This is a genomic window from Streptomyces pactum (assembly GCF_016031615.1).
In the GTDB taxonomy this organism is placed as follows: domain Bacteria; phylum Actinomycetota; class Actinomycetes; order Streptomycetales; family Streptomycetaceae; genus Streptomyces; species Streptomyces pactus.
In genome coordinates this window covers 3,211,483-3,232,777 of record NZ_JACYXC010000001.1, presented here as the reverse complement: position 1 = coordinate 3,232,777, position 21,295 = coordinate 3,211,483, and the positions used below count along the sequence as shown (strand labels likewise).

Here is a 21,295-nt window from a genome sequence, read left to right as displayed (position 1 = left end):
ACGAGCATGAGACTTAAACAAAGGTTTAAGTCAAGCTATCGTCGGCACATGGCGGAAAAACTGAGCTGGAGAACGCAGGAACTGACCATCGGAGAGCTGTCCGAACGCAGCGGGGTGCCGGCCTCGGCCCTCCGTTTCTACGAGCGGGAGGGCCTGATCACGTCCCGCCGCACCACCGGCAACCAGCGGCGGTACACCCGGGCCACGCTCCGCCGGGTGGCCTTCGTCCGCGCCTCGCAGCGGGTCGGGATGCCGCTGGCGCAGATCCGTGACGTGCTCGCGCTCTTCCCGGAGGACCACGTCCTCAGCCGGGAGGACTGGGCGCGCATCTCCGAGTGCTGGCGGAAGGATCTCGACGAGCGGATCCAGCAGCTGGAGAACCTGCGGGACCATCTCACCGACTGCATCGGCTGCGGCTGCCTGTCGATCGCCAGCTGCGCGCTGGCCAACCCCTACGACCGGATGGGCGAACAGGGGGCGGGGCCGCGCCGGCTGCTCAAGACCTGACCCGCGACCCGGCTCCCGCCCGTCCGTCGGCCTGCCCGCCCGCCGGTCCGTTCCCCTCCGGCCCGGGGGTGCCCGGGGCCGGAGGAAGAGGCCGTGGTCAGCGGGTGGGCCGGTAGTGGGCCGCCACGGGGGCGCGCGCCTCGTCGTGGAGGGCCGGGCCGTCGTGCGGCACCGTCGGCCAGGCGCCCGACGGCGGGTTGAGCGCGACGAGTTGCTCGGTCGACAGCGCGTAGACGACCCGGCCGATGCCGGAGCGGAGGATGCCGCCGTCACACATGCCGCACGGCTGGCAGCTGGTGTACAGGGTGGTACGGGCCGCCGTGTCCGGGTCGAGTTCGCGGGCCGCCCAGCGGGCGAGCTTCAGCTCCGGGTGGGCGGAGATGTCGTTGTCCCGCCGGACCGTGTTGTGGGCTTCCGCGAGCACGGTGCCGTCCGGTCCGGCCAGCAGGGAACCGTACGGCGCGTCGCCCAGGGTGACCGCGTGGGCGGCGATGCCGATGGCACGCCGCAGAAGGGCCTCGTCGGCCGAGGTGATCATGATTGAGTGCTCCAGCGGTCGGCCACGAGGGTGAGTGCCCGCCATGCCGCCTCCGGCCGCCGGGTCTCTTCCGGGTCCCCGTGGTAGGGGTCGAGTACGACGGTGTCCGCGCCCAGCAGGCGCAACTGGTCCAGGTCGTCGAGGATCTGGTCGACGGTGCCGACGCCGGCGGGCCGGTCGGAGGTGTCGACCGGTGCGTCGGTGACCCGCAGGGCGATGCGGGGCGTGAATCCCGGCAGCGCGTGCCGTTGCAGGACCGCGCGCATGTGGGGGAGGGAGAGCCGCAGCGGGTGCCAGGTGTCACCGAACCGCACGACGCGCCGCAGGGCCGCGTCGCTGTGGCCGCCGATCCAGAGCGGAACCTCGCCCTCCGGGCGCCCCGCGTCCCTGGCCTCCCGGAGGACGCCGAGAGTCTCGTCCGTCAGCCGGCCACGCGCGGTGAACGGCACGCCCAGCGCCTCGAACTCCTGCCGGGCCCAGCCGACGCCCACCCCGAGGACGAAGCGGCCGCCGCTCAGGTGGTGGAGGTTGGCGGCCATGCGGGACACCAGCAGGGGATGCCGGTACGGCAGCACGAGCACGGTCGTGCCCAGCCGCACGGTGGTGGTGAGGCCGGCCAGCCACGACAGGGTGGTGAACGGCTCGTAGAACGGCTCCGGGTACCGCTCGGCCACGTCCGGGGTGATCGCCACGTGGTCCGACACCATGAGGGCGCCGAGGCCGAGGTCCTCCGCGAGCCGCGCCCATTCACGCAGTACACCGGGATCGGTTCCCGGGCCGAAGTTCGTTACGTTGACGCCGAGTTGCATGGAGCGAGGCTATCCCGGCGATTGCGGCGCACGGAACCGAGATCTCCCTGCGTAGCTGCTCTTTTCCCGTGTTTTTACTGGTACTTTCGCGGCATGGCCGGGAATCTTGACCACATCGACTGGGCGATCGTCGAACAGCTGCAACGGGAGGCCCGCATCTCCTTGAGCGAACTGGGCCGCCGCGTGAACCTCAGCCCGTCGGCCACCACCGAACGCGTCCGCAACCTGGAGGCCTCGGGCGTCATCACGGGCTACCGTGCCGAGATCGACCTGGCCAGGGTCGGCTATCCCGTCCTCGCCGTCGTCCGCCTCAAATATCCGGGCAACCGCCACGAACCGCTGCGCCGCCTCCTCGCCGAACGCCGCGAGATCCTGGAGTGCCTGCGCACCACCGGCGACGACTGCTACACCCTCAAGGTGGCCGCGACCTCCATGGAACACCTGGAGACCCTCATGGACGAACTCGCCGGCTTCGGCAGCACCACCACGAGCGTCGTCTACAGCCAGACCCTCCCCTACCGCGGCCCCACCGCCCCGAGCTGACCTACGGCCCGCCATCCGGCCGGGACCGCACCGGGGGACGGACGGCCACCGGGCCGGGTGGCGGACACCAACAGAGCCCGGAAACCACCGGACCGGCCGGGCGCCGGCGGACCGGTCGTGAACCGGCGCACTCGGTCGGGCAGATGGGGCACCGGGCCGGCGAACCACCGGACCGGTCGTGAACCGGCGGACCGGTCGGGCCCCGGCCGGGCCACCCCGGCCGGGGCGGGCGGGGTGGGTCAGAAGAGGTCCGGGCACCAGGGTCGCAGCGAGGTGCGCAGCAGCTGGTCGGCGCGTGCGGCGGCGCCCGTCCGTTCCTCGGCGATGCGGCCCAGCGCGGCGAGCCGGACCGCCGACTCGTCGCCCAGCCAGAGCGCCCCCAACTCCCCGGCGCCCAGGTAGAGGTCGGCCGGTTCGGTGGTGGGGGTGCAGCTGGCCCCGTCCGGGCCGGCCTCCAGCAGGTAGCGGCCCTCCACCAGGCCGGCGGGGTCGTCGACCGCGAGGACCAGCGACCCCTCGACGGGGTACGAGCGGGCCTCCAGGGCGCGCGGCACGTCCAGCGGGCGCACCCAGAGGAAGTCGGCGTGCGTGGTGACCTTCGCCGCCCGCGGGTCGGGCAGCAGCAGCGGCAGCAGGTCGTCGGGGGCGCGCAGCCCGGAGTTGACCTTGGTGATCCAGTCCACCGACAGCACGAAGTGCCACAGCGAGCGTTCGGCGGCCGGGGTGGTGGCGATCAACTGATGGACGGTGGCGGTGTTCTGCGGGCGCTTCGCCTCCCAGACGGCGTCCGCGGTGTACGTGAGCAGCCCTTCCACGGTGCCGTCCGGGGCGCGGTGCAGGACGTGGAACGGCTCGGTCCACGGTTCGCCGGGGACCGGGAACGCGCCGGTGGTCTGCAGCCACCAGCGCTCGTTCCGGTCGATCACCCCGTGCCGGGCGGCGCGCAGCCGCTCGTGCAGCTCGGGGCCCACGGCCCGTACGGTCCCGGCGTCGACCAGCTCCGTCCGGCCGCCGTCGGCGGGTCCGGAGTACCGGGGGTCGAGCCCGGCGCGCGCGACGTCCACCTGCCACTCGGTGGCCCAGGTGGCCGGGCCGAACCCGTACCGCCCGTAGATCGGGTACTCCGCGGCGATGAGGGTGGCGACCACGTCGCCGCGTTCCTTGGCGGCGCGCAGATCGCGCTCCATCATCCGGCTGAGCAGCCCCCGCCGGCGGTGGGTCGGGGAGACGGTGACGTTGCTGATGGCGTCGGCCGGTACCGGCCGGCCGCCGACCGCGGTGATCTGCTGGGGGAAGCTGCGGAAGGTGGCCACGTAGCGGCCGGTGTCACGGTCCAGGACCCCCAGGGTGCGTTCCGGGCGGTGTTCCACCCGGCGGTACTCGATCTCCTCCTCGCTGACGGTCGGCGGACGCAGAAAGCCGGTGCGCAGCGCGAGGATCCAGTCTCTCAGGTCGGATTCGTCGATCGTCCGGATGTCGAGGCCCATGGCGTCACGCTAGGCGGACCGCCCGGCCCGGCGCACCGGAATTTCCGGCCCCGGCCCCCGGCCCCGGCCCCGGCCCCGGCCCCGGCGCCCGCCCCGGCCCATCCCGGCCGCCGGGCGGGCGGTGCGGCCGGCGCGGGCGACCTGGACGGACGGGACGGGGGGTACGGGCCGGGTGCGGGCGCGCCCCGGCCGGCCGACGGTCGCCGGGCGGGCCCCGACGGACCGGCGGCGGACCGACGGTGGACCGGCGGGCGGGTCGGTACGGGTCGGGCCGCGGCGCCCGTCGGCAGGTCGCCGGGTACGGCGGGACGGGCCGGGGCCCGGGACGGCAGGCGCCCGGCCCGGACGGTGGGACGGAGGGGACCCGGGCCGTGACCGGCACCGGGCAGACGGATCGGAGCCCTGACGCCGCCGGGGCAGGGGGCGCGGGACGGGACCGGGCGCCGGGTCAGAAGGCCGCCCGTATCGCGCCGACCGTGACCCCGCCGCCGAGCAGCGGTGCCTCGCCGATCCGGGCCAGCACCGGGGAGGAGACGCCGAGCTGCTCCAGGGCGCGGGCCAGCACCGGTCCCAGGGCCCGGGTCGCGCCGTCGTCGATCTTGAACGCCAGCGCCCGGCCGTCCGGCAGGGCGACCGCCTGGACCGCTTCCGCGCCCATCTTCGCCAGCGTGCCGGGCACCTCGCGCATCAGCCAGGTGTCGGGGCGGCGGGTGCCGGCCACGTACTCGGGGTGCGCCCGCATCGCGTCCGCCACCCGGCGCTCAGGGGTGCCGGGCGCGGCGAGCACGAAGGAGCGGAAGGCGCGGGCCAGTCCGGTCAGCGAGAGCGAGAGCAGCGGGGCGCCGCAGCCGTCGGTGCCCACGTGGGCGACCCGTTCGCCGCTCGCCTCCTCCACCACCTGGTGGACCAGCCGCTGGAGCGGGTGGCCGGGGTCGAGGTAGTTCTCCAGCGGCCAGCCGTTGCGGGCGCAGGCGGCGAGCATCGCGGTGTGCTTCCCCGAGCAGTTCATGGTGATCCGGTCACGGGTCCGCCCGGCCGCCAGGTAGCGCTCCGCCTCCGTCGGGTCCAGCGGCAGGTCGGGCGGGGTGCGCAGGGCATCGGCGGGCAGTTCGTACTCGGCGAGCATCCGGGCCACCAGGTCGAGATGAAACGGTTCTCCGGAGTGGCTCGCGGCGGCCAGCGCCAGTCGTTCGCCGTCCAGGTCGAGCCCGGCCCGCAGGATCGCGGCGGCCTGCATCGGCTTGTTGCTGGACCGGGGGAAGACCGGGGCGTCGATGTCGCCGAGCGCCCGCTCCACACTGCCGTCCCGGGCCAGGACCACCAGGGAGCCCCGGTGCCGGCCCTCGACGAAACCGGAACGGACGACCTCGGCGAGGACCGGGGTCACGGCAGGGGGAGAGGAGGTCATCGTCGGCCTTCCACGTACGGGCGTGCGGGAGACCCGCCGCCCGGACCGGGCCGGCGGGCCGGTCAGGCGAGCAGGTCGTCCACCTGTGCTTCTCCCACACGGTACCTGCGTGCGATTTCCGCGCCGCAGCCGTCCGCGGTCCGCTGGAGCTCCTGGCGGCGGCGGGAGACCTGCTGCTCGTAGCGCCGCAGCCGGCCCATCGCGGCGCGCAGCTCCTCGTCGGTGCGGGCGGGCAGGTCGGACAGCTCCACCTCACCGAGCATCGACTCGGCCAGCCGCCGGTACCGGTCGTCGTGCGGAGTGCCGAGCGTCACATGGCGCGCGGAGCTGCGCTGCCGCGGCGGGGCGTCGGCGAGGATCTGCGGCAGCCGTTCGACGAGCGGCCCGGCCGGTGCCGTACGGTGCGCGAGTTCCGCCCGGAGGATGTCGATCCGGCCCTGGAGCAGCCGCCGCACATAGCTCAGGTCGGCCTCCTCGCGCTGGGAGTCGCGGCGCAGCTCCCGCAGCTCGTCCAGGCGGAGGCGGGCCAGCCGGGCGCGGTCCGGGAGGGCCTCGCCGCCCCGCGGGCCGCCGGGCCGCGGGATCTCCGCGCGGACCTCCGGCCGCGGGATGTCCGGCCGCGTGGAGCCGGGCAGCGCGGTCCGGGCCTCTCGTTCCGTGGTGCGGATGGGAATTACGGGCCCGGGCGCGTGCCCGGTGCCGAGTGTGCTCATGGCGTGTCCGTCCCCTCGGTGCACGGCGTCGCGCCGCACTGTCCACATAACGCACTGGGTTCCCCGCATCGTGCCATTTCGCGTCGCACGGGGGAGTGGCAGTGCGCCGGATCGGCCCCGGATGGACGCACGGCATGATTGTCGGCATGCGTGCTGTGGTACAGAGAGTGAACGGTGCCTCCGTCGTGGTGGACGGCGAGACGGTGGGCGAGATCACCGGACAGGGACTGTGCGTCCTGGTCGGGGTGACCCACGACGACACCCCCGACAAGGCCGCCCGACTGGCGCGCAAGCTGTGGACGTTGCGCATCCTGGAAGACCGGCCGCAGTACCCGGGACACCCGGACGGGCCGGAGCACCCGGAGGGATCGGGGAACCCGGAGGGGACCGGGGAGGGAGCCAAGGAGAGCCCCGCGGGGGCGCCGGCCGCGGAGCCGTCCGCCGGAGGGAACCCCGAGGGGCCGGCCCCGGAAGGGGGCGCCCCCACGGGCGGCGGGCCCGAGCGGTCCTGCTCCGACCTGGACGCGCCGCTGCTGGTCATCAGCCAGTTCACGCTCTACGGGGACGCCCGTAAGGGGCGCCGCCCCACCTGGAACGCCGCGGCCCCGGGCGAGATCGCCGAACCTCTGGTGGACGAGGTGGTGGCGCAGCTGCGGGCACTGGGCGCGCGGGTGGAGACCGGGCGTTTCGGGGCGCGGATGCGGGTTTCCCTCACCAACGACGGCCCGTTCACCGTCCTGGTCGAGGTCTGACAGCGGGCCGCTCCGGGGCCCGCCGGGCATCCCGCGGGCGGGCCTCACCGGTTCCGTACGCCCCGGGCGGCACACCGTTTTGGCTTCGTCGGGGCGGTCCACCGGCGCTTTCCGGCGGGGTCCGCCGCTCGGTCCACCCCCGGGTTCGCCGCCCGGAGCGCCGTCCGGTTCGCCCGGGTGGCGTCACCCGCTCGGGGGTGCGTGCCGTCACCGGATTTCCGGGCGTCACCCGCTCCGACGGCCCATGGCCGGGCCGGTCCGGCCGCGGCGTTCACCCGCCGGGGTGGCCACCTGCCCGGATGTTCCCCCGCCCGGAAGGCCGATGGCCCGAGCCGGGGGCGGGGCCGGGGCGGGGTCCGGGAGGGGCGTCGGCGGCCCGGGGGCGGGTGGCAGCTCCCCGACCCCGGGGCGAGCGTCGGTCTCGGTCCGGGCGGGGCGTCACGGTCGTCCACCGCGCCCCTGGCGGCCGGCGGCGCGGAACCGGCCACGGCATCCGGCGGTGGGGCCACGCCCGCGCCCAGCATGCCCCGCCCGCCGGGCGGTGCCGTCAGGGCTCGACCACGACCTCCTGGGCCGCCGCCGTGGTGTCGGCGAGCAGGTCGGCGTCCACCGGGACGTTCCGCTTCACCAGGGCGAGGGCGATCGGGCCCAGTTCGTGGTGGCGGGCCGAGGAGGTGACGAAGCCCAGCTGACGGCCGTCCGGGCCCTCGGAGGCGAGCCGTACGGGAGCGCCGTGCCCGGGCAGTTTCACCTCGCTGCCGTCCAGGTGCAGGAAGACCAGGCGGCGCGGCGGCTTGCCCAGGTTCTGCACCCGGGCGACCGTCTCCTGGCCCCGGTAACAGCCCTTGTTGAGGTGGACCGCGGTGCCGATCCAGCCCAGTTCGTGCGGGATGGTGCGGTGGTCGGTCTCCAGGCCCAGCCGGGGCCGGTGCGCCTCGATCCGCAGCGCCTCGTGGGCGAGCACCCCGATCGCGGGGGCGGCCTGCGCGGCGAACTCCTCCAGCCGGGCGCGCGGCAGGAACAGGTCGCGCCCGTAGGGGGTCTCCCGGGCCACCGTGCCCGGCGGCACCGGGGTGATGCTGCCGGCGGGCAGGTGCACGACCGCGTACGCGTCCGTGGCGTCCACCGCCTCCACCCGGTAGAAGAACTTCATGCTCTCCAGGTAGGCGAGGAGCGCCTGCTGGGTGCCGGGCTCCACGTGCGCCCAGGTCGTCCCGCCGTCGTCCACCAGGTACAGCGCGTGCTCGACGTGGCCGTGCGGGGAGAGGATCAGGGCCTCGGTGGCCTGCCCGGGCGGCAGTTCGCTGACGTGCTGGGTGAGCAGCAGGTGCAGCCAGCTCAACCGGTCCTCGCCGGTGACCGTGATCACGCCGCGGTGCGACAGGTCCACGAATCCGGTGCCGTCGGCGAGCGTGCGCTGCTCGCGGAACAGGTCGCCGTAATGGGCGGCGACGCCTTCGTCGGGGCCCTCGCCGGGGACGGCGCCGGGCAGCGACAGCAAAGGGCTCTTCATGGCCGCCAGCCTACGTCGTGCCGGCCGCCCGGCGCGGTGCCCCGGCAGTCGGCCGCCGGCGGCCCGCGGCCGAGCCGCTAGCGGCGGTCCGGGCGGTCGCGGTCACCACCGGCGGCGGACCCCGGCGCGTCCGGCCCGGCGGCGGCCGGGGAGGCGGTGCGGTCGCCGGCGGCGCGGTCCCCGCCGGTGCGGGCACAGCCGGCACACCGGCCGAAGATGGCGAAGTGCTTGAGATCGGTGTCGAAGCCGAACTCGTCCTTCAGCCGCCGGGTGAACGACTCCGCGACCGACAGGTCCGCCTCGATCACGTCCGTGCAGTCCCGGCAGACCAGGTGGATGTGGTGGTGCCGGTCGGCGAGGTGGTAGGTGGGGGCGCCGTGCCCCAGGTGCGCGTGGCTGACCAGCCCCAGCTCCTCCAGCAGCTCCAGCGTGCGGTAGACGGTGGAGATGTTGATCCCGCTGGCGGTGCGGCGCACCTCGGTGAGGATGTCGTCGGGGGTGGCGTGTTCGAGGCGGTCCACGGCTTCGAGCACCAGCTGGCGCTGGGGCGTCAGGCGGTAGCCGCGCTGCCGGAGATCGGTCTTCCAATCGGTGGTCGCCACGCGCCCAGTGTAGGCACCGGCGCCCGTACCGTCCGCCCCCGTGCGGGCCCCCGCCGGTCCGTACCGGCCCCCTTCCGGCCCTTCCGGCCACGCGGTGCCCGACCCGTACGGGTCCCCCCGTCCGGCCTTGCCCGTAGGGGCCGGGGACCGCACGTGCGGGCAGGGCCGGCCCGTAGGGGCCGGGTCCGCCTCTTACGGGCCGGGGTGTCCCTGCGGGTCCGGGCGGTGTCCCGTACGGGTCGGGGGTGTCCCTACGGGCCGGAGGTGTCCCGTACGGGCCGGGTCCGTCCGTACAGGACGGGTGCGGCTGCCGCCGGGCCGGTCGGCCCCGGTCCGTACCGGCGGGGTCCCGGGGCCGTACCGGCGTGCTTTCGGGGCCGTGGCGGCGTGGCCGTGGAGGCCCGCGCCGCCGTCGCCGGTCGCCGGTCGCCGCCGCCGCCGTCGTCGTCAGCGGCGGCGGCGGTCGTCGGCGACCCCGCGCAGATAGTCGGCGAGGGTGGCGACGGCTGCCGGGTTGCGCGGGCTCTCCACCAGCTCGGCGTAGTCGAGCACGATGATCCGCCGGTTCTTGATCGCCGAGACCTCGCGCAGCGGCGGGTAACTCTCCAGGAACTTCCGCTTCTGCTCGGCGCCGGTGTCCCCGTAATCGTTGATCACGATGACCTCCGGGTCGCGTTCGACCACGGTCTCCCAGCCGATGGTGGTCCAGGAGTCGTCGAGGTCCTTCATGATGTGGTCGCCGCCGGCCTTGGTGATGATGTCGTGCGGTGCGGCGAAGCGCCCGGAGGTGAACGGGCGGTCCCGGCCGTCGTCGTACAGGAACACCGTCGGGCGGTCCTCGCCCCGGGGCGCGCGGGCCTGGGCGTCGGCCACCTGCCGGCGGAAGTCGCGGACCAGCTTCGCGGCCCGCTCCTCGACGCCGAATATCTTCCCCAGGTTGGTCAGGTCGGTGTACAGGGCGTCCAACGGCGGCATCACACCCCGCGCCGCGTTCCGGCCGTTGCGGCAGGACTCGCTGAGCACATACGTGTCGATGCCGATCTTCTTCAGCGCGGCCGGGGTGAAGCCGTTGTCCTCGCCGAAGCCGTAGTTCCAGCCGGCGAAGACCATGTCGGCCCGGGCGTCCAGGGCCATCTCCTTGTTGATCTCCTTCTTCGACAGCCACTTCACCTTCCGGTAGCCGTCCTTCCACGGCACCGCGTCCAGGTCGCCCTTGTCGTCGGGCATCACGTAGCCGGCCATCCGGTCCTCCAGGCCGAGGGCGAACATGATCTCGGTGATGCCGATGTCGTTGGTGACCACGCGCTGCGGCGCCCGTTCGTAGGTGGTCTCGGTGCCGCAGTTCTCCACGGTCACCGGGTGGTGGCCGCCGCGCTCGCCCTTCCCGGCGGTGGCGGAGTCGTCGTCCTTGATCTCGGCGCCGCAGCCGGCCAGGGCGAGGGTGACGGCGAGCAGCAGCGCGGGCGTCGTGGGGCGCGATCGCATGGCAGTCCTCTTCAAGGGGTTCTCGGCCGAAGACGCGCGGCCGGGTGGAAGGGGGGGAGAGGGAGGCGAGGTGCGGAGGGGCAGGGAGGGGGGTGCGGATGGGGGGCGATGGGGTGCGGATGGGGGTGAGGGGGCGGCGTGGCCCGGCGCCCCCGGGCCGTTGGGCTCCTCGGGTCCGGGGCTCGTCCGTCGAACGAGGGGTCCGGCGGCCGGAGGAGCCCCCGGCCCCCGGGCCCGGGACCGGAGTGGCTGCCCGGACCCGACCGCCCGGACCGGCCCGGGTCCCGCTCCCGTGACCCGGTCCCCCTGCCCGGCCCGACGGGCCGCCGGCTCAGCCCGGCGCGGGAGCCGTACCCGCAGTCGGGGCCGTACTCGCAGCCCGAGCCGCAGTCGGGGCCGTACCCGCAGCCGGGGCCGGGGCCGGGCCGGGCAGCCGGTCGAAGAGCAGCTGCACCGCGCCGGTCTCCGGATGCGGCACCCGGTGCGCGCGGACGCCGAAGACCTCCGCCAGCAGTTCGGGGGTGAGCACCTCGTGCGGGGGGCCGTCCGCGACGATCCGGCCGCCCGCGATGACGTGGAGGTGGTCGCAGTGGACGGCGGCCAGGTTGAGGTCGTGCAGCGCGGCGAGCACGGTCAGCCCGGCGTCCCGGACCAGCGCCAGCACCTCCAGCTGCTGGGCGATGTCGAGGTGGTTGGTGGGCTCGTCCAGCACCAGTACGGACGGCTGCTGGGCGAGTGCCCGGGCGATCAGCACCCGCTGCTTCTCACCACCGGAGAGGGTGAGGAAGGTCCGGTCGGCGAGGTGCGCGGCGCCGACCCGGGCCAGTGCCCCGGCGCAGATCTCCCGGTCGGCGGCGCTGGTCCGGCCGGCCGCGCTCTGGTGCGGCAGCCGGCCCATCGCGACCACCTCGGCGGCGGTGAACCCGAACTCGCCGGAGGACTCCTGGGGCAGCGCGGCCAGCCGCCGGGCACCGTCACGGGCGCCGAGGGCGTGCAGGTCGTCCCCGTCCAGCCGGACCGTTCCGGCCGCCGGGCGCAGCGCCCGGTACACACAGCGCAGCAGGGTGGACTTGCCGCTGCCGTTGGGGCCGACCAGGCCGACGATCCGGCCGCTGCCGGCCCGCAGCGTGACGTCCTCCACCAGCCGGGCGCCGGCGATGTCCACGCTCAGGTCCTCGATGTCCAGCCGCATCAGGCACCTCCGAAGGTGTAGCCGCGGCGGCGCATCAGCATGACGAAGCACGGCACGCCGATCACGGCGGTGATCACGCCGACCGGGAGTTCGACGGGTGCCAGCAGCACCCGGGAGAGGATGTCGACCCAGACCAGCAGCACCGCGCCGAGCAGCGGGGCGACCGCCAGCACCCGGCGGTGGTCGGCGCCGACCAGGATGCGGGCGATGTGCGGCACCATCAGCCCCACGAAACCGATCGCCCCGCTGACCGCCACCACCGCACCGGTGACCGCCGCCGTCACCACGAACAGTTCGGTGCGCAGCCGCCGGGCGTCCACCCCGAGCGCGGCGGCGGTCTCGTCGCCCATGGCGAGCGCGTTGAGGCGGCGGGCGGCGAGCGCCAGGTGGGTGAGGCCGGCGAGCACCGCCACGGCCGCGATCGGCACCGACGGCCAGCCGGCCCCGCTGAGGCTGCCCAGCAGCCACATCATCGCGGCGCGCGCCGCCTCGCCCCGGTCGGCGCTGAACACCATCAGGGTGGTGATCGCGGAGAAGCCGTAGTACATGGCGGTGCCGGTGAGCACCAGGCGCAGTGGAGTGAGCCCCTGCGGGGTGCGGGCCGCGGCGTACACCAGGGCCATGGCGGCGAGCGCGGAGACGAAGGCGGCGCTGGACAGCGCCCACACCCCCAGGCCGGTGAAGGCGCCGAACAGCAGCACCGCGTTGGCGCCCACCGCGGCCCCGGAGGAGATGCCCAGCACGAACGGGTCGGCGAGCGCGTTGCGGACCATCGCCTGGACCGCCACCCCCACCGCGGACAGGCCGGCGCCGACGACCGCGGCGAGCACCGCGCGCGGCAGGCGCAGCTCCCAGACGATGGTGTAGGCGGCGACCTCGTCCCGGTCGATGGCCGCCCCGGTGACCCCGGCGTGCACATAGCGCAGCACCTCGGACCAGGAGAGCCCGGCCGAACCGAGGCCGACCCCGCAGACCAGCGAGAGCAGCAGGGCGGCGACGAGCGCGCCGACGAGCGCGGGCAGCGGCAGCGGCAGCCGCGGCGTCCGGTCCGGTGTCCGCCGGTTCATGGGGGCGGGGCGGCTCCCGGCCCCCGGTGAGCCGGCCTCCGGCCCGCCGGAACCCGGAGCGGCGACGGGCGGGGTGCGGTCGGCCGGTCCCGGGCCGGCGGGGAGATCATCGGCCGGTCCGGGACCGGCCGGGAGGTGGTCGCTCGGCGGTGGAGTACCGCCGGGCGGGGGGCTGCCGCCGGTGGGCGGAGTGCCGCCGGTCGGCGGATCGTCGCCGGCCGGGGTGCTGTCACCGGCCGGGGGGCCGGATGCCGGCCTGATGGTGGCTGCCACGGGCGGATCACCTTCGCCTCGGGCCGCTTCGTACCTACGAATGAGGGCGGCCGGAGCGCGCTGTGTGGTGGCAGCGGCCGTCGGGCAGGTCCCCTCGCAGTCCACGGCGAGTTGTCAGGAGCTGGCCGCCGCCGCGGGTGATCTGGCTCGCGTCCCCGGTGGGGACGCCCACAGTTGCGGGTCAGCGCCGGATTCGGACCGGACTTCCCCCGCGGGGCGGGTCGTACGTGGTGGTACCGGTGGTACGGGTCGTACGGAGGTGGCTCGGGCCGCCCAGCCCCTACGGGGAGCCGTGCGGGTCCTACGGGTCTTACGGGTCCTACGGGCCGCAGGGCCCGTAGGGGGCCCTGCGACCGACGGTCGTCCGGGCGGGAACGGGCCCCGGCATTCGGGACGTCTTCCCGGCCGGCGGGCCCCGGTGCGGGGCCTGCCGACGGGATCAGTTCACCATCCGAAGCGGATCAGCGGAAGAACGCGATGCCGTCGTCCGGGAGGTCACCCAGGTCCTTGGCCCAGGCCGCGACCTCCTCCGGGGTGACGGTCTTCTTCAGGTGCGCGGACATGTAGGGGCGCAGCGGCACCTCGGGGGTGGCCTTCTCACCCACCCACATCAGGTCACCCTTGACGTAGCCGTACAGGCGCTTGCCGCCGGAGTACGGACCGGACGCGGCGGTGCGCGCCACCGCGTCGGTCACCAGGTCGATCTGCGGCTTGCCCTCGGCCAGCTCGCCGTACCACACCTCGACCACGCCCTGGTCGCGGATCATGACGATCTCGACCTTGCGCTCCTTGTCCACGCGCCAGTAGCCGGACTCGGTCTCCAGCGGACGGACCTTCCGGCCCTCCGCGTCGAGCACCCAGGTGTGGGAGACGTACTCCAGGAAGTCCCGGCCGTCGTGGCTGAAGGTCACTTCCTGCCCGAAGTTGCACTTCTCCGCACCGGGGAAGTCGGCGACGCCCGCGCCCGTCCAGTTCCCGAGGAGGAAGGCGAGGGGCACAAGGTCCGGGTGGAGGTCGGACGGGATCTCGATCATGGAATCAGGCGATCTGTAGAGACGGAGTGGGGAGTCAGCGCTGGCCCTGGTACAGCTTCTTCCAGGTCAGACCGGCGAAGGCGACGATGGCGACGGCGACCAGAACCAGCAGGGTGGTGAAGACTGCCTCAAGCACGAGCGCGCTCCTCGGACGGGATGAGGGTGGACGGACGGTGGCCAAGTCTAGTCGCCGGCCGGCGCGCCGGTGCTGTGAGGTGCGCGGCAGGCGGGGCGGGCACCGCGCACTACAGTGCGGACATGGCCAAGAAGCTGGTGATCAAGGTGACGGCGGGCGCCGAGGCGCCCGAGCGGTGCTCCCAGGCGTTCACGGTGGCGGCGGTGGCCGCGGCCAGCGGGGTGGAGGTCTCGCTGTGGCTCACCGGTGAGTCGAGCTGGTTCGCGCTGCCGGGGCGCGCGGAGGAGTTCGAGCTGCCGCACGCGGCGCCGCTGCCGGACCTGATCGAGGGCATCCGGGCCGGGGGCACCATCACGGTGTGCACCCAGTGCGCGGCGCGCCGCGGGATCGAGGAGAAGGACCTCATCGAGGGCGCGCGGATCGCCGGCGCGCAGGTCTTCGTCAGCGAGATCATGGCGGACGGCGTCCAGGCGCTCGTCTACTAGCTGTCCTGGCCACCGGCGGTACGGCCCCGGCCGCCCGTGCGTGGCCGGCCCTGCGCCGAGGGGCCACGCGGGGCCGCGACCGGCCTCTGCCGCGCCGGGGCCGTGCGAAGCGCAGCCGGGTCCGGCAGCGGACCCGGGGCGGTGCGCCGTGGCGCTCGGGTCGTGCGGCGTGGGCCGGCGGGTGCGCCGTGCCCGAGTCGCGGCGTTGAGCTCGGGCCGTGCGGGCCGCGGCGCGTGCCGGGCCGGGGCGGCCGGGGTCGGCGGTGGGCCGGGCGGCGGGGTCAGAGCCGGCCGTGGCGGTCGCGCCGGTCCAGCTCGCGCCACCACGCGTCGGACTCGGGGTCCCCGGTCTCGTCCCACCACCGGTCGTCCGGCCCGCGCCGGTTCGCGACGATGGCGGCGAACGGGGGGATGACCATGGCGACGACGCACATCCCGACGGCAGCCGCCACCGACCACAGGCGCACCACCGCCCAGGCCGTGATGAAGAGCGCCAGGCACACGCCCATCAGCAGGAAGTACCTCTGACGCCGTCGCGCGTACATATCTTCAGCGTACGACCGGAATCCCCGCCCGTCGCCGGTGGGGACCCGGTTAGTGACCGGGAGCCGGGAGCCCGCTGCCGCCCCGGGGCGGGCGGGCGTGAGCCGTCCGTGCGCCCGGCGCGCGCCGGGCGCACAAGCCGCTGCCGACCGGCGTACGAAACGCTCCGGTCGGCGCGTGCAGCGCGTACCCCGGCGCCGTGCGCCCCCGCACGCTCCGTACACCGGCGTGCCCCGCGCCCGCGTGCCCGCGTGTCCCGTGCCCGTGTCCCGCGCCGGTCGGATACGGCGAGGGCCGCACCCCGCCGAGGCGTCCAACCCCGGGGTGCGGCCCTCGTGCGTCCTCTCCCCGGCCCCGCGGGACGGTGCCCGGGCGGGCCGGGGAGAGGCAGAGACCGGTGCGCACGGTCTCAGACGGCGATGGCGACCTCCGCCAGTCCGCCCTTCTGGGCGACGACGGTGCGGTCCGCGGTCGCGCCCGGAACCAGGGCGCGGACGGTCCAGGTGCCCTCGGCGGCGTAGAAGCGGAACTGCCCGGTGGCGGACGTGGGGACCTCCGCGGTGAACTCGCCGGTGCTGTCCAGCAGGCGCACGTAACCGGTGACGGGCTGGCCGTCGCGGGTCACCGAACCCTGGATCGTGGTCTCACCCGGCTTGATCGTCGCGGCGTCCGGGCCGCCGGCCTGTGCTCCACACATGTTCTGTCCTTCTGTCGCTGTGGCTGTCGTGGTCGGATCGGGGTCCGCCGGTGGCCGTCGGACCGCTCGTGTCGTCAGCTGCCGGAGCCCAGCTCGATCGGCACGCCGACCAGGGAGCCGTACTCGGTCCAGGAACCGTCGTAGTTCTTGACGTTGGTCTGGCCGAGCAGCTCGTGGAGCACGAACCAGGTGTGGGCGGACCGCTCGCCGATGCGGCAGTAGGCGATGGTGTCCTTGGACAGGTCGACGCCCTCACCCTCGTAGAGGGCCTTCAGCTCCTCGTCGGACTTGAAGGTGCCGTCGTCGTTGGCCGACTTCGACCACGGGATGTTGCGGGCGCTCGGGACGTGGCCGGGGCGCTGCGACTGCTCCTGCGGCAGGTGGGCGGGGGCGAGCAGCTTGCCGGAGAACTCGTCGGGGGAGCGCACGTCCACCAGGTTCAGCGAACCGATCGCGGCCACCACGTCGTCCCGGAAGGCGCGGATCGAGGTGTCCTGCGGCTTGGCCTTGTACTCGGTGGCGGGACGGACCGGCACCTCGGTGACCAGGTCGCGGGAGTCCAGCTCCCACTTCTTCCGGCCGCCGTCGAGGAGCTTGACGTCCTGGTGGCCGTAGAGCTTGAAGTACCAGTAGGCGTAGGCCGCGAACCAGTTGTTGTTGCCGCCGTAGAGGACGACCGTGTCGTCGTTGGCGATGCCCTTCTCCGAGAGCAGCTTCTCGAAACCGGCCTGGTCCACGAAGTCGCGGCGCACCGGGTCCTGGAGGTCCTGCTTCCAGTCGATCCGGATCGCGTTCTTGATGTGGTTCTTCTCGTAGGCGGAGGTGTCCTCGTCCACCTCGACAATGACGGTCTTCGGGTCGTCGATCCGGGCCTGCAGCCAGTCGGCATCGACCAGAACGTCACTGCGGCTCATGTTCTCTCCTCCGGGGCAGTTACGGCGGTGCGGGGCGGTACAGGGGGGCGCGCGGTGGTGCGACGCGGCGCGTGCGGTCGTGCACGGCTGTCCGGCTGGGGCTGGAGGTACTCCCACGGATGGCGGTGGGAAGCCCTGGGCGGGCGGTGCTGCGGGCGGGGCCCAGCCGGGTCAGACGGTGGGACAGAGCATGGCGGCGACGCGGCACAGATCGACTGCCCGCCGCTTCGTGAGTTCCGCCTGTCCCCGGTGACGGAGACCGCTGATCCAGCTCTGCATGCGTCCGATCGTAGGGACGGTCGGGCGGGCGTGTCACCGGCATGTCGCATGGTGAGACGGGAACGCTCGCCATGTGGGATAAAGGTCGGGTGCGGAGCTGCCCCGGAGGTCCCCCACCGGGACGGACGGCCGACCTGGGCCGCGGTTACGGACACGCTTGTCTCAGCTTGTGGAACGGGGGCGCCGGTATCCGCCGCTCGGCGGCGTTCCGGGGCGTTTCCGGCGTTCCGGTGCGTTGTGGGGCCGGCCCGGCGGGTCGGCGGACCGGTGAGGTGGTGGGCCGCTGAGGTGGTGTCCGGGCCGGCGGCGGCGGGCCGACGGGGTGGTGAGGTGGCGCGGCCCGGGCGACGGGGTGGGGAACGGCGGGGCGGCGCGGTACGGGACGGCGGCCGACGGGGGTGGCGCGTCCGGCCGGGTGTCCGGCCCAGGGTGTCCCACAGGCCCGGGTGCCCAGGGGCCCGGCGATCGCTCGGGGCCCTGGGCCCGTACGGACCCCGTACGGGCCGGCACCGGCCGCGCCGTAGGGCGCCGCCGGTCAGTTCGCCAGGTCCACCTGGCTGCCGCCCACCGAGATGTCCAGCCCCTCCGGGGTGGTCTCGACACCCTCCAGCCGCAGCCCGGAGGGCATGCCGTCCACCGTCCGGTCGAAGTCGGTCCGGCTGCGGACCTCCTGCTCCAGCCGGCCCGGGATGGCCGGCGGGATGCTGTTGACGCGCACCCGGATGGTGTTGCCGTCCACCAGCGACACCGTGCCGTTGGCACTCATGCTCAGCCCCATGAAGTTGCCGGTGATCTTCACCTGGCTCTTGCCCTCGGCGTTCTTCGGGGCCTGGCTGACCTTGATGCCGGGGCCGGCGGCGGCCGACAGGTCCTCGTAGCTGATGTGCGCCCGGCCGGAGGCGCGCTCCGCGGTGGCGCCCGAGAGATCGCCGGAGATCTTCACCTGGTGCAGTACGGCGCGGAGCTCGGTGACCCGGACCGGGCGGCCCTGGCCGGCGTCGGTCACCAGCCCGTCCAGGTTGATCTCGATCTCCTCCAGTTCCTTGTCGAGCACCTGGGTGAGGAAGGGGAAGCCCTTGATCGAGACCTCGGGGTCGATGGCGAGCCCCTCACGGGACTTGATCTCGTCGGCGGCCTTGTTCTCCAGCCAGTTCACCGCCAGCCGGTCGGCGGCGACGAAGAGGCCGATCAGCACCACCAGGGTGATGAGCAGTCCGCGCCCGCGCCGTTTCCGCTTCGGCCGCGGCGGGTCGAAGTCGCCGTCGCCGCCGTGGGGGCCGTGCGGGGGGTGCGGGCCGCCGGCGCCCGGCGCCTCGTGACCGGCGGGCCCGGCCGAATCGTACGGCGAGGGCTGCCCGTACGGCGCGGGAGCCCCGGCCGGGGGCGTCGGCACCGGGCCGGCGCCGGATCCCGCCCGGTCCGCGGGGTGCGCGGCGCCCGCCGGAGGCGTGACTCCGGATGCCCGGTGCCCGGCCCGCCCCCAGGCCCCGCGGCGCCTGCCGGGTGCGGCGGAACCGGCGGAGGTGCCGGGTTCCCGCCGCCGGCCGTGCTCCCCCCGCCGGTGCTGTGCGCTGCGTCAGTCATGCTCGTCCCCCTGTGTCGTCGGGCTCGGGCGCCTGCCCGCGGCTAGCGAGCCTAACCGGAGAGACGCGGCGCGCGGCGGAAAGGATCCGCCCCGCCGGCCGCCCGGCCGGGAGGCGCGGGCGGCCGGCGGGGCGGCGGGGGACGGACGGCGGACCGGTTCAGCCGATGGCCTGCCCGATCAGGTACACCGCGGGCGCGGCGGCGGTGAGCGGCAGCGCCACCCCGGCGGTCATGTGGACGAAGCGCGAGGGGTAGTCGTAGCTCGCCACCCGGAGGCCGATCAGCGCGCACGCGCCGGCCGCCAGGCCGAGCCCCGCCGCGTGCGTGGTGCCGGTGTCCGTCAGATGCCCGGCGCCGAGGCCGGCGCCCGCCGCGGCGAGCAGCGCGAGCACCATCGAGACCGCGGTCGGCAGCGGCACCGCCCGGGCGATCGCGGCGATCGCGACCGCCGCCGCACCGATCACCACCGCGTCCGAGGACTCCGCCACGGCGGCGAGGTGACCGGCCGCGACCACCGTGAGGGCGGCCGAGACCGTGGTGGCGGTGAGGCTGTACATCCGCTCGTCGGCCGAGCTGCGGTTGCGCAGCTGGAGGATGATGACGAGGAGCAGCCAGACGCCGATGGTGCCGATGATCACCGTCGGGGCGTGCTGCTCCTCGGTGGCGAGCAGCCCGGCGTCGGCGGCGAGCCCGCCCGCGAAGGCCAGCACGATGCCCTGCCGGGCCGGCCACATGCCGTTGAGCCGGAACCAGCCGGCCGCCGTGAGCGCCTGGAGCAGCACCAGCGCGGCCGCGGTGGCCGGACGGGGCAGTGTCGCGCTCGCCGCCAGCAGACCGGAGAGCGCCGCGGTCAGCAGGGCGGGCGTCATCCCCGGGTCGATGATCGGCGACCGCCCCTCGGCCCGGGCCCGCTGCGCCGCGGTGAGCGGTTTCGCGGGGGCGGCGGCCGGAGCCGTTCCGGCCTCCGGGCCGCCTTCCGCCCCGGCCCCCGCGGTGTCTTCCGCGCGGGCCTTCGGGGTGCCCTCCGCGCCGGCTGGGGCTTCGGCGCCGGGGCGCCGCCCGGGGTCCGGGGCCGTGGCCCGTGGGCCGGGCGTTCCCGGCCCGGCGGGCGTCCCCGGCGCGGCCGGACCCGCGCCGGGGACGCGGAGGACGGTGGTCGCCTGTCCCGCGGCCGGTGCCGACCCGGCCGGAGCCCCGGCGGGTGCCCACCCGTCACCCGTCACCGGCCCGGCCGCCGGGGTGCCCCCGGGACCGGAGGCGGCGCCCGGAACCGGTGCGGAGTGCCCGGTGGCCTGCGGCGGGAACGGCGTGGCGGCGCCCCCGCCGGCGGCCGCCCCGGGCACCGACCGGTAGGGCTGGTGCTGATCGTGGTTCTGGTGCTGCTGCGGGGACTGCTGATGCTGCGGGGACTGCTGATGCGCGGCCCAGGCGTCCGGCTGCTGCCCTTGCGGGTGCGGCTGGTGCCCCTGGGGGTGTGGCTGCTGTCCTGGGGGGTGTGGCTGCTGTCCTGGGGGGTGTGGCTGCTGGTAGGCCTGCGCGGCCTGGTACGCCTGCGAAGCTTGGTACGCCTGCGGGTCCTGGTACGCCGCCTGTGCGGGCTGATACCCCTGGTGGCCCTGGTACGCCTGCTGAGCTTGGTAACCCTGCGGGTCCCGGTAGGCCTGTGGGTCCTGATGAGCCTGCTGAACTTGGTACCCCTGCTGGGCTTGGTGCTGCGGCTGCCCCTGGTACTGAGGGGTGTCGGGGTGACCCGGCTGTGCCTGGGGCTGCTGGTACTCCTGCGGCTGGTGCTGCTGGTATCCCTGCTGCCCCTGGTGCGTCCCCTGCGGCTGCGGGTGCCCCTGGTCCTGTTGCGCGTACGGCGGATTCTGCCGTGCGTACCCCTGGCCCGGCTGGGCGGCCGGCCCGGTCTGCCACTGCTGCGCGGCGGCCTGCGAGGGGTGCGGTGCCTGCACGGCCTCCGGGTACCCCGACTGTCCCGCGTGCGGTGCGTAGGGGTGGTATCCGGCATCCCCCTGGCCGTACTGGGCCTGTCCGTACGGCGCCTGCTGCCCGTACTGCCCCTGCTGTCCGTACTGCCCCTGCGGGTCGTACTGCGGGGCGTGCCCCTGCTGGTCGTACCCGGGCTGCTGTGGTGCGGTCGGCTGCTGTTGGTACGGGTTGGGCGGGCTTCCCGGTGGGTAGCCGGCCGGGCCGTACCCCTGGTCCCCGCCCGGCGCCTGCGCCGGGTGCCCCGGATACGGGCCGGTTGCCGGCGGACCGGCCTCCGGCTCCGGCTGCTGCCCGTAGGGGTGGTGCGGTGGGTACTGGCCCGGGTCCGGGTCGGGGGTCTGGGACTGGTTGCTCATGGCTGCGGGCTCACCCTCCTGCGAACGGCGGCAGCACTTCGATGGTGCCGCCCTCGGCCAGGGCGACCGTCGCGTGGTCCCGGCCACCGACCTGCTCGCCGTCCACGAGGAAGGAACACCGCAGCAGCACCCGGGAGAACTCCGGGCGCCCGGCGTGCCGCTGCCGGGCGGCCGCCAGCGCGTCGGCGAGGGTGGCGGCCGTGTACGGCTCCTCCGCCGTGCCCGCCGCGGCCTTGGCGGCGGCCCAGTACCGGATGGTGCCGCCGGGCAGATCCGTCGTGTCGCTTGTCACCATCGCGACCCCTTTCCTTGTCGTCCGCCGCGGCGGTTACCGCCTCCATGATGACGTGCGACAAGCGGCGGAAAGCCCATCGGCCACCCTGCCG

At 74.8% G+C, this 21,295-nt stretch carries 21 protein-coding genes and 2 pseudogenes; 5 read left to right on the top strand and 18 right to left on the bottom strand.

Going from position 1 to position 21,295, the window contains the following annotated elements; genetic code table 11:
• The first annotated feature begins 48 nt into the window (after positions 1-48).
• On the top strand, positions 49-507 hold the full coding sequence (gene soxR, locus IHE55_RS12755; protein WP_197989142.1) for a redox-sensitive transcriptional activator SoxR: 459 nt from the start codon (positions 49-51) through the stop codon (positions 505-507).
• 97 nt (positions 508-604) lie between these two features.
• On the opposite strand, the gene IHE55_RS12750 is transcribed toward soxR, so the two are convergent.
• Together IHE55_RS12750 and IHE55_RS12745 are read right to left on the bottom strand one after the other, a co-directional pair.
• Positions 605-1,045 (bottom strand): nucleoside deaminase, encoded by a 441-nt coding sequence (locus IHE55_RS12750; protein WP_197989141.1) that lies wholly within the window; start codon positions 1,043-1,045, stop codon positions 605-607.
• Entirely contained in the window at positions 1,042-1,854 is an 813-nt protein-coding gene (locus IHE55_RS12745; RefSeq protein ID WP_197989140.1) for an LLM class flavin-dependent oxidoreductase, read from the bottom strand. Before IHE55_RS12745 ends, IHE55_RS12750 begins: the two co-directional genes overlap by 4 nt.
• A 93-nt stretch (positions 1,855-1,947) precedes the next feature.
• On the opposite strand from IHE55_RS12745, the gene IHE55_RS12740 reads away from it, so the two are divergent.
• Positions 1,948-2,397: an Lrp/AsnC family transcriptional regulator gene (locus tag IHE55_RS12740; RefSeq protein ID WP_197989139.1), complete on the top strand. Its 450-nt coding sequence runs from the start codon at positions 1,948-1,950 to the stop codon at positions 2,395-2,397.
• A gap of 239 nt (positions 2,398-2,636) precedes the next feature.
• Here IHE55_RS12740 and IHE55_RS12735 read toward each other — a convergent pair whose 3' ends face one another.
• From IHE55_RS12735 to IHE55_RS12725, 3 genes are all read right to left on the bottom strand, one after another.
• Positions 2,637-3,884 carry a GNAT family N-acetyltransferase gene (locus IHE55_RS12735; protein ID WP_197989138.1) on the bottom strand — a complete coding sequence of 416 codons (1,248 nt, stop codon included), beginning with the start codon at positions 3,882-3,884 and terminating at the stop codon, positions 2,637-2,639.
• A 448-nt stretch (positions 3,885-4,332) separates the two neighbouring features.
• Positions 4,333-5,292, bottom strand: a complete 960-nt coding sequence (locus IHE55_RS12730) for an asparaginase (protein ID WP_197989137.1) — start codon at positions 5,290-5,292, stop codon at positions 4,333-4,335.
• Positions 5,293-5,354: 62 nt separating this feature from the next.
• Positions 5,355-6,005, bottom strand: coding sequence for an RsiG family protein (locus IHE55_RS12725; RefSeq protein WP_197989136.1), 651 nt, complete (start codon positions 6,003-6,005; stop codon positions 5,355-5,357).
• Between the two features lie 146 nt (positions 6,006-6,151).
• Here IHE55_RS12725 and IHE55_RS31175 point away from each other — a divergent pair.
• Both IHE55_RS31175 and IHE55_RS31170 read left to right on the top strand, forming a co-directional pair.
• Positions 6,152-6,325 (top strand): annotated as a pseudogene (locus IHE55_RS31175) (D-aminoacyl-tRNA deacylase); the annotation flags it as partial.
• 180 nt (positions 6,326-6,505) lie between these two features.
• A pseudogene (locus IHE55_RS31170) lies at positions 6,506-6,757 on the top strand (D-aminoacyl-tRNA deacylase); the annotation flags it as partial.
• A 547-nt stretch (positions 6,758-7,304) separates the two neighbouring features.
• Here IHE55_RS31170 and ygfZ read toward each other — a convergent pair.
• The 6 genes from ygfZ to IHE55_RS12690 all read right to left on the bottom strand — a co-directional run bounded on the left by ygfZ (position 7,305) and on the right by IHE55_RS12690 (position 13,923).
• A complete protein-coding gene (ygfZ, locus tag IHE55_RS12715; protein ID WP_197989134.1) occupies positions 7,305-8,270 on the bottom strand; it encodes a CAF17-like 4Fe-4S cluster assembly/insertion protein YgfZ in 966 nt (321 codons plus the stop codon).
• A 77-nt stretch (positions 8,271-8,347) separates the two neighbouring features.
• Positions 8,348-8,872 (bottom strand): Fur family transcriptional regulator, encoded by a 525-nt coding sequence (locus tag IHE55_RS12710; protein ID WP_197989133.1) that lies wholly within the window; start codon positions 8,870-8,872, stop codon positions 8,348-8,350.
• A 447-nt stretch (positions 8,873-9,319) separates the two neighbouring features.
• Positions 9,320-10,357 carry an ABC transporter substrate-binding protein gene (locus IHE55_RS12705; protein ID WP_197989132.1) on the bottom strand — a complete coding sequence of 346 codons (1,038 nt, stop codon included), beginning with the start codon at positions 10,355-10,357 and terminating at the stop codon, positions 9,320-9,322.
• Positions 10,358-10,688: 331 nt separating this feature from the next.
• The gene (locus IHE55_RS12700; RefSeq protein WP_197989131.1) at positions 10,689-11,549 is read right to left on the bottom strand and encodes an ABC transporter ATP-binding protein; all 861 of its coding nucleotides are present in this window, start codon (positions 11,547-11,549) and stop codon (positions 10,689-10,691) included.
• Positions 11,549-12,616, bottom strand: coding sequence for a FecCD family ABC transporter permease (locus IHE55_RS12695; RefSeq protein ID WP_197989130.1), 1,068 nt, complete (start codon positions 12,614-12,616; stop codon positions 11,549-11,551). The genes IHE55_RS12700 and IHE55_RS12695 overlap by 1 nt, the downstream gene beginning before the upstream one ends.
• 734 nt (positions 12,617-13,350) lie before the next feature.
• Positions 13,351-13,923, bottom strand: a complete 573-nt coding sequence (locus tag IHE55_RS12690) for a heme-binding beta-barrel domain-containing protein (protein ID WP_197989129.1) — start codon at positions 13,921-13,923, stop codon at positions 13,351-13,353.
• A gap of 258 nt (positions 13,924-14,181) precedes the next feature.
• On the opposite strand from IHE55_RS12690, the gene IHE55_RS12685 reads away from it, so the two are divergent.
• Positions 14,182-14,544, top strand: coding sequence for a DsrE family protein (locus tag IHE55_RS12685; protein WP_197989128.1), 363 nt, complete (start codon positions 14,182-14,184; stop codon positions 14,542-14,544).
• A gap of 281 nt (positions 14,545-14,825) precedes the next feature.
• On the opposite strand, the gene IHE55_RS12680 is transcribed toward IHE55_RS12685, so the two are convergent.
• The 7 genes from IHE55_RS12680 to IHE55_RS12655 form a co-directional block, all read right to left on the bottom strand.
• Positions 14,826-15,089 carry a DUF3099 domain-containing protein gene (locus tag IHE55_RS12680; protein ID WP_197989127.1) on the bottom strand — a complete coding sequence of 88 codons (264 nt, stop codon included), beginning with the start codon at positions 15,087-15,089 and terminating at the stop codon, positions 14,826-14,828.
• Positions 15,090-15,496: 407 nt separating this feature from the next.
• A complete protein-coding gene (locus IHE55_RS12675; RefSeq protein ID WP_197989126.1) occupies positions 15,497-15,784 on the bottom strand; it encodes a DUF1416 domain-containing protein in 288 nt (95 codons plus the stop codon).
• A gap of 74 nt (positions 15,785-15,858) precedes the next feature.
• Positions 15,859-16,698, bottom strand: coding sequence for a sulfurtransferase (locus tag IHE55_RS12670; RefSeq protein WP_197989125.1), 840 nt, complete (start codon positions 16,696-16,698; stop codon positions 15,859-15,861).
• Positions 16,699-16,869: 171 nt separating this feature from the next.
• Positions 16,870-16,977 carry a putative leader peptide gene (locus tag IHE55_RS33090; RefSeq protein ID WP_372442664.1) on the bottom strand — a complete coding sequence of 36 codons (108 nt, stop codon included), beginning with the start codon at positions 16,975-16,977 and terminating at the stop codon, positions 16,870-16,872.
• 535 nt (positions 16,978-17,512) lie between these two features.
• Complete coding sequence (locus tag IHE55_RS12665; protein WP_307826631.1) at positions 17,513-18,175, bottom strand: LmeA family phospholipid-binding protein; 663 nt, start codon at positions 18,173-18,175, stop codon at positions 17,513-17,515.
• A gap of 544 nt (positions 18,176-18,719) precedes the next feature.
• Entirely contained in the window at positions 18,720-20,909 is a 2,190-nt protein-coding gene (locus IHE55_RS32265) for a hypothetical protein (protein ID WP_197989124.1), read from the bottom strand.
• A gap of 10 nt (positions 20,910-20,919) precedes the next feature.
• Positions 20,920-21,204: a MoaD/ThiS family protein gene (locus tag IHE55_RS12655; protein WP_197989123.1), complete on the bottom strand. Its 285-nt coding sequence runs from the start codon at positions 21,202-21,204 to the stop codon at positions 20,920-20,922.
• Between the last annotated feature and the right edge of the window lie 91 nt (positions 21,205-21,295).

Bases quoted from the DNA above. Each gene is read 5' to 3' on its own strand.
- IHE55_RS12695 (WP_197989130.1), bottom strand. From the start codon at position 12,616: ATGAACCGGCGGACACCGGACCGGACGCCGCGGCTGCCGCTGCCGCTG.
- ygfZ (WP_197989134.1), bottom strand. From the start codon at position 8,270: ATGAAGAGCCCTTTGCTGTCGCTGCCCGGCGCCGTCCCCGGCGAGGGC.
- IHE55_RS12745 (WP_197989140.1), bottom strand. From the start codon at position 1,854: ATGCAACTCGGCGTCAACGTAACGAACTTCGGCCCGGGAACCGATCCC.
- IHE55_RS12670 (WP_197989125.1), bottom strand. From the start codon at position 16,698: ATGAGCCGCAGTGACGTTCTGGTCGATGCCGACTGGCTGCAGGCCCGG.
- IHE55_RS12740 (WP_197989139.1), top strand. From the start codon at position 1,948: ATGGCCGGGAATCTTGACCACATCGACTGGGCGATCGTCGAACAGCTG.
- IHE55_RS12700 (WP_197989131.1), bottom strand. From the start codon at position 11,549: ATGCGGCTGGACATCGAGGACCTGAGCGTGGACATCGCCGGCGCCCGG.
- IHE55_RS12685 (WP_197989128.1), top strand. From the start codon at position 14,182: ATGGCCAAGAAGCTGGTGATCAAGGTGACGGCGGGCGCCGAGGCGCCC.
- soxR (WP_197989142.1), top strand. From the start codon at position 49: ATGGCGGAAAAACTGAGCTGGAGAACGCAGGAACTGACCATCGGAGAG.
- IHE55_RS12705 (WP_197989132.1), bottom strand. From the start codon at position 10,357: ATGCGATCGCGCCCCACGACGCCCGCGCTGCTGCTCGCCGTCACCCTC.
- IHE55_RS12675 (WP_197989126.1), bottom strand. From the start codon at position 15,784: ATGTGTGGAGCACAGGCCGGCGGCCCGGACGCCGCGACGATCAAGCCG.
- IHE55_RS12690 (WP_197989129.1), bottom strand. From the start codon at position 13,923: ATGATCGAGATCCCGTCCGACCTCCACCCGGACCTTGTGCCCCTCGCC.
- IHE55_RS33090 (WP_372442664.1), bottom strand. From the start codon at position 16,977: ATGCAGAGCTGGATCAGCGGTCTCCGTCACCGGGGACAGGCGGAACTC.
- IHE55_RS12730 (WP_197989137.1), bottom strand. From the start codon at position 5,292: ATGACCTCCTCTCCCCCTGCCGTGACCCCGGTCCTCGCCGAGGTCGTC.
- IHE55_RS32265 (WP_197989124.1), bottom strand. From the start codon at position 20,909: ATGAGCAACCAGTCCCAGACCCCCGACCCGGACCCGGGCCAGTACCCA.
- IHE55_RS12735 (WP_197989138.1), bottom strand. From the start codon at position 3,884: ATGGGCCTCGACATCCGGACGATCGACGAATCCGACCTGAGAGACTGG.
- IHE55_RS12750 (WP_197989141.1), bottom strand. From the start codon at position 1,045: ATGATCACCTCGGCCGACGAGGCCCTTCTGCGGCGTGCCATCGGCATC.
- IHE55_RS12680 (WP_197989127.1), bottom strand. From the start codon at position 15,089: ATGTACGCGCGACGGCGTCAGAGGTACTTCCTGCTGATGGGCGTGTGC.
- IHE55_RS12655 (WP_197989123.1), bottom strand. From the start codon at position 21,204: ATGGTGACAAGCGACACGACGGATCTGCCCGGCGGCACCATCCGGTAC.
- IHE55_RS12725 (WP_197989136.1), bottom strand. From the start codon at position 6,005: ATGAGCACACTCGGCACCGGGCACGCGCCCGGGCCCGTAATTCCCATC.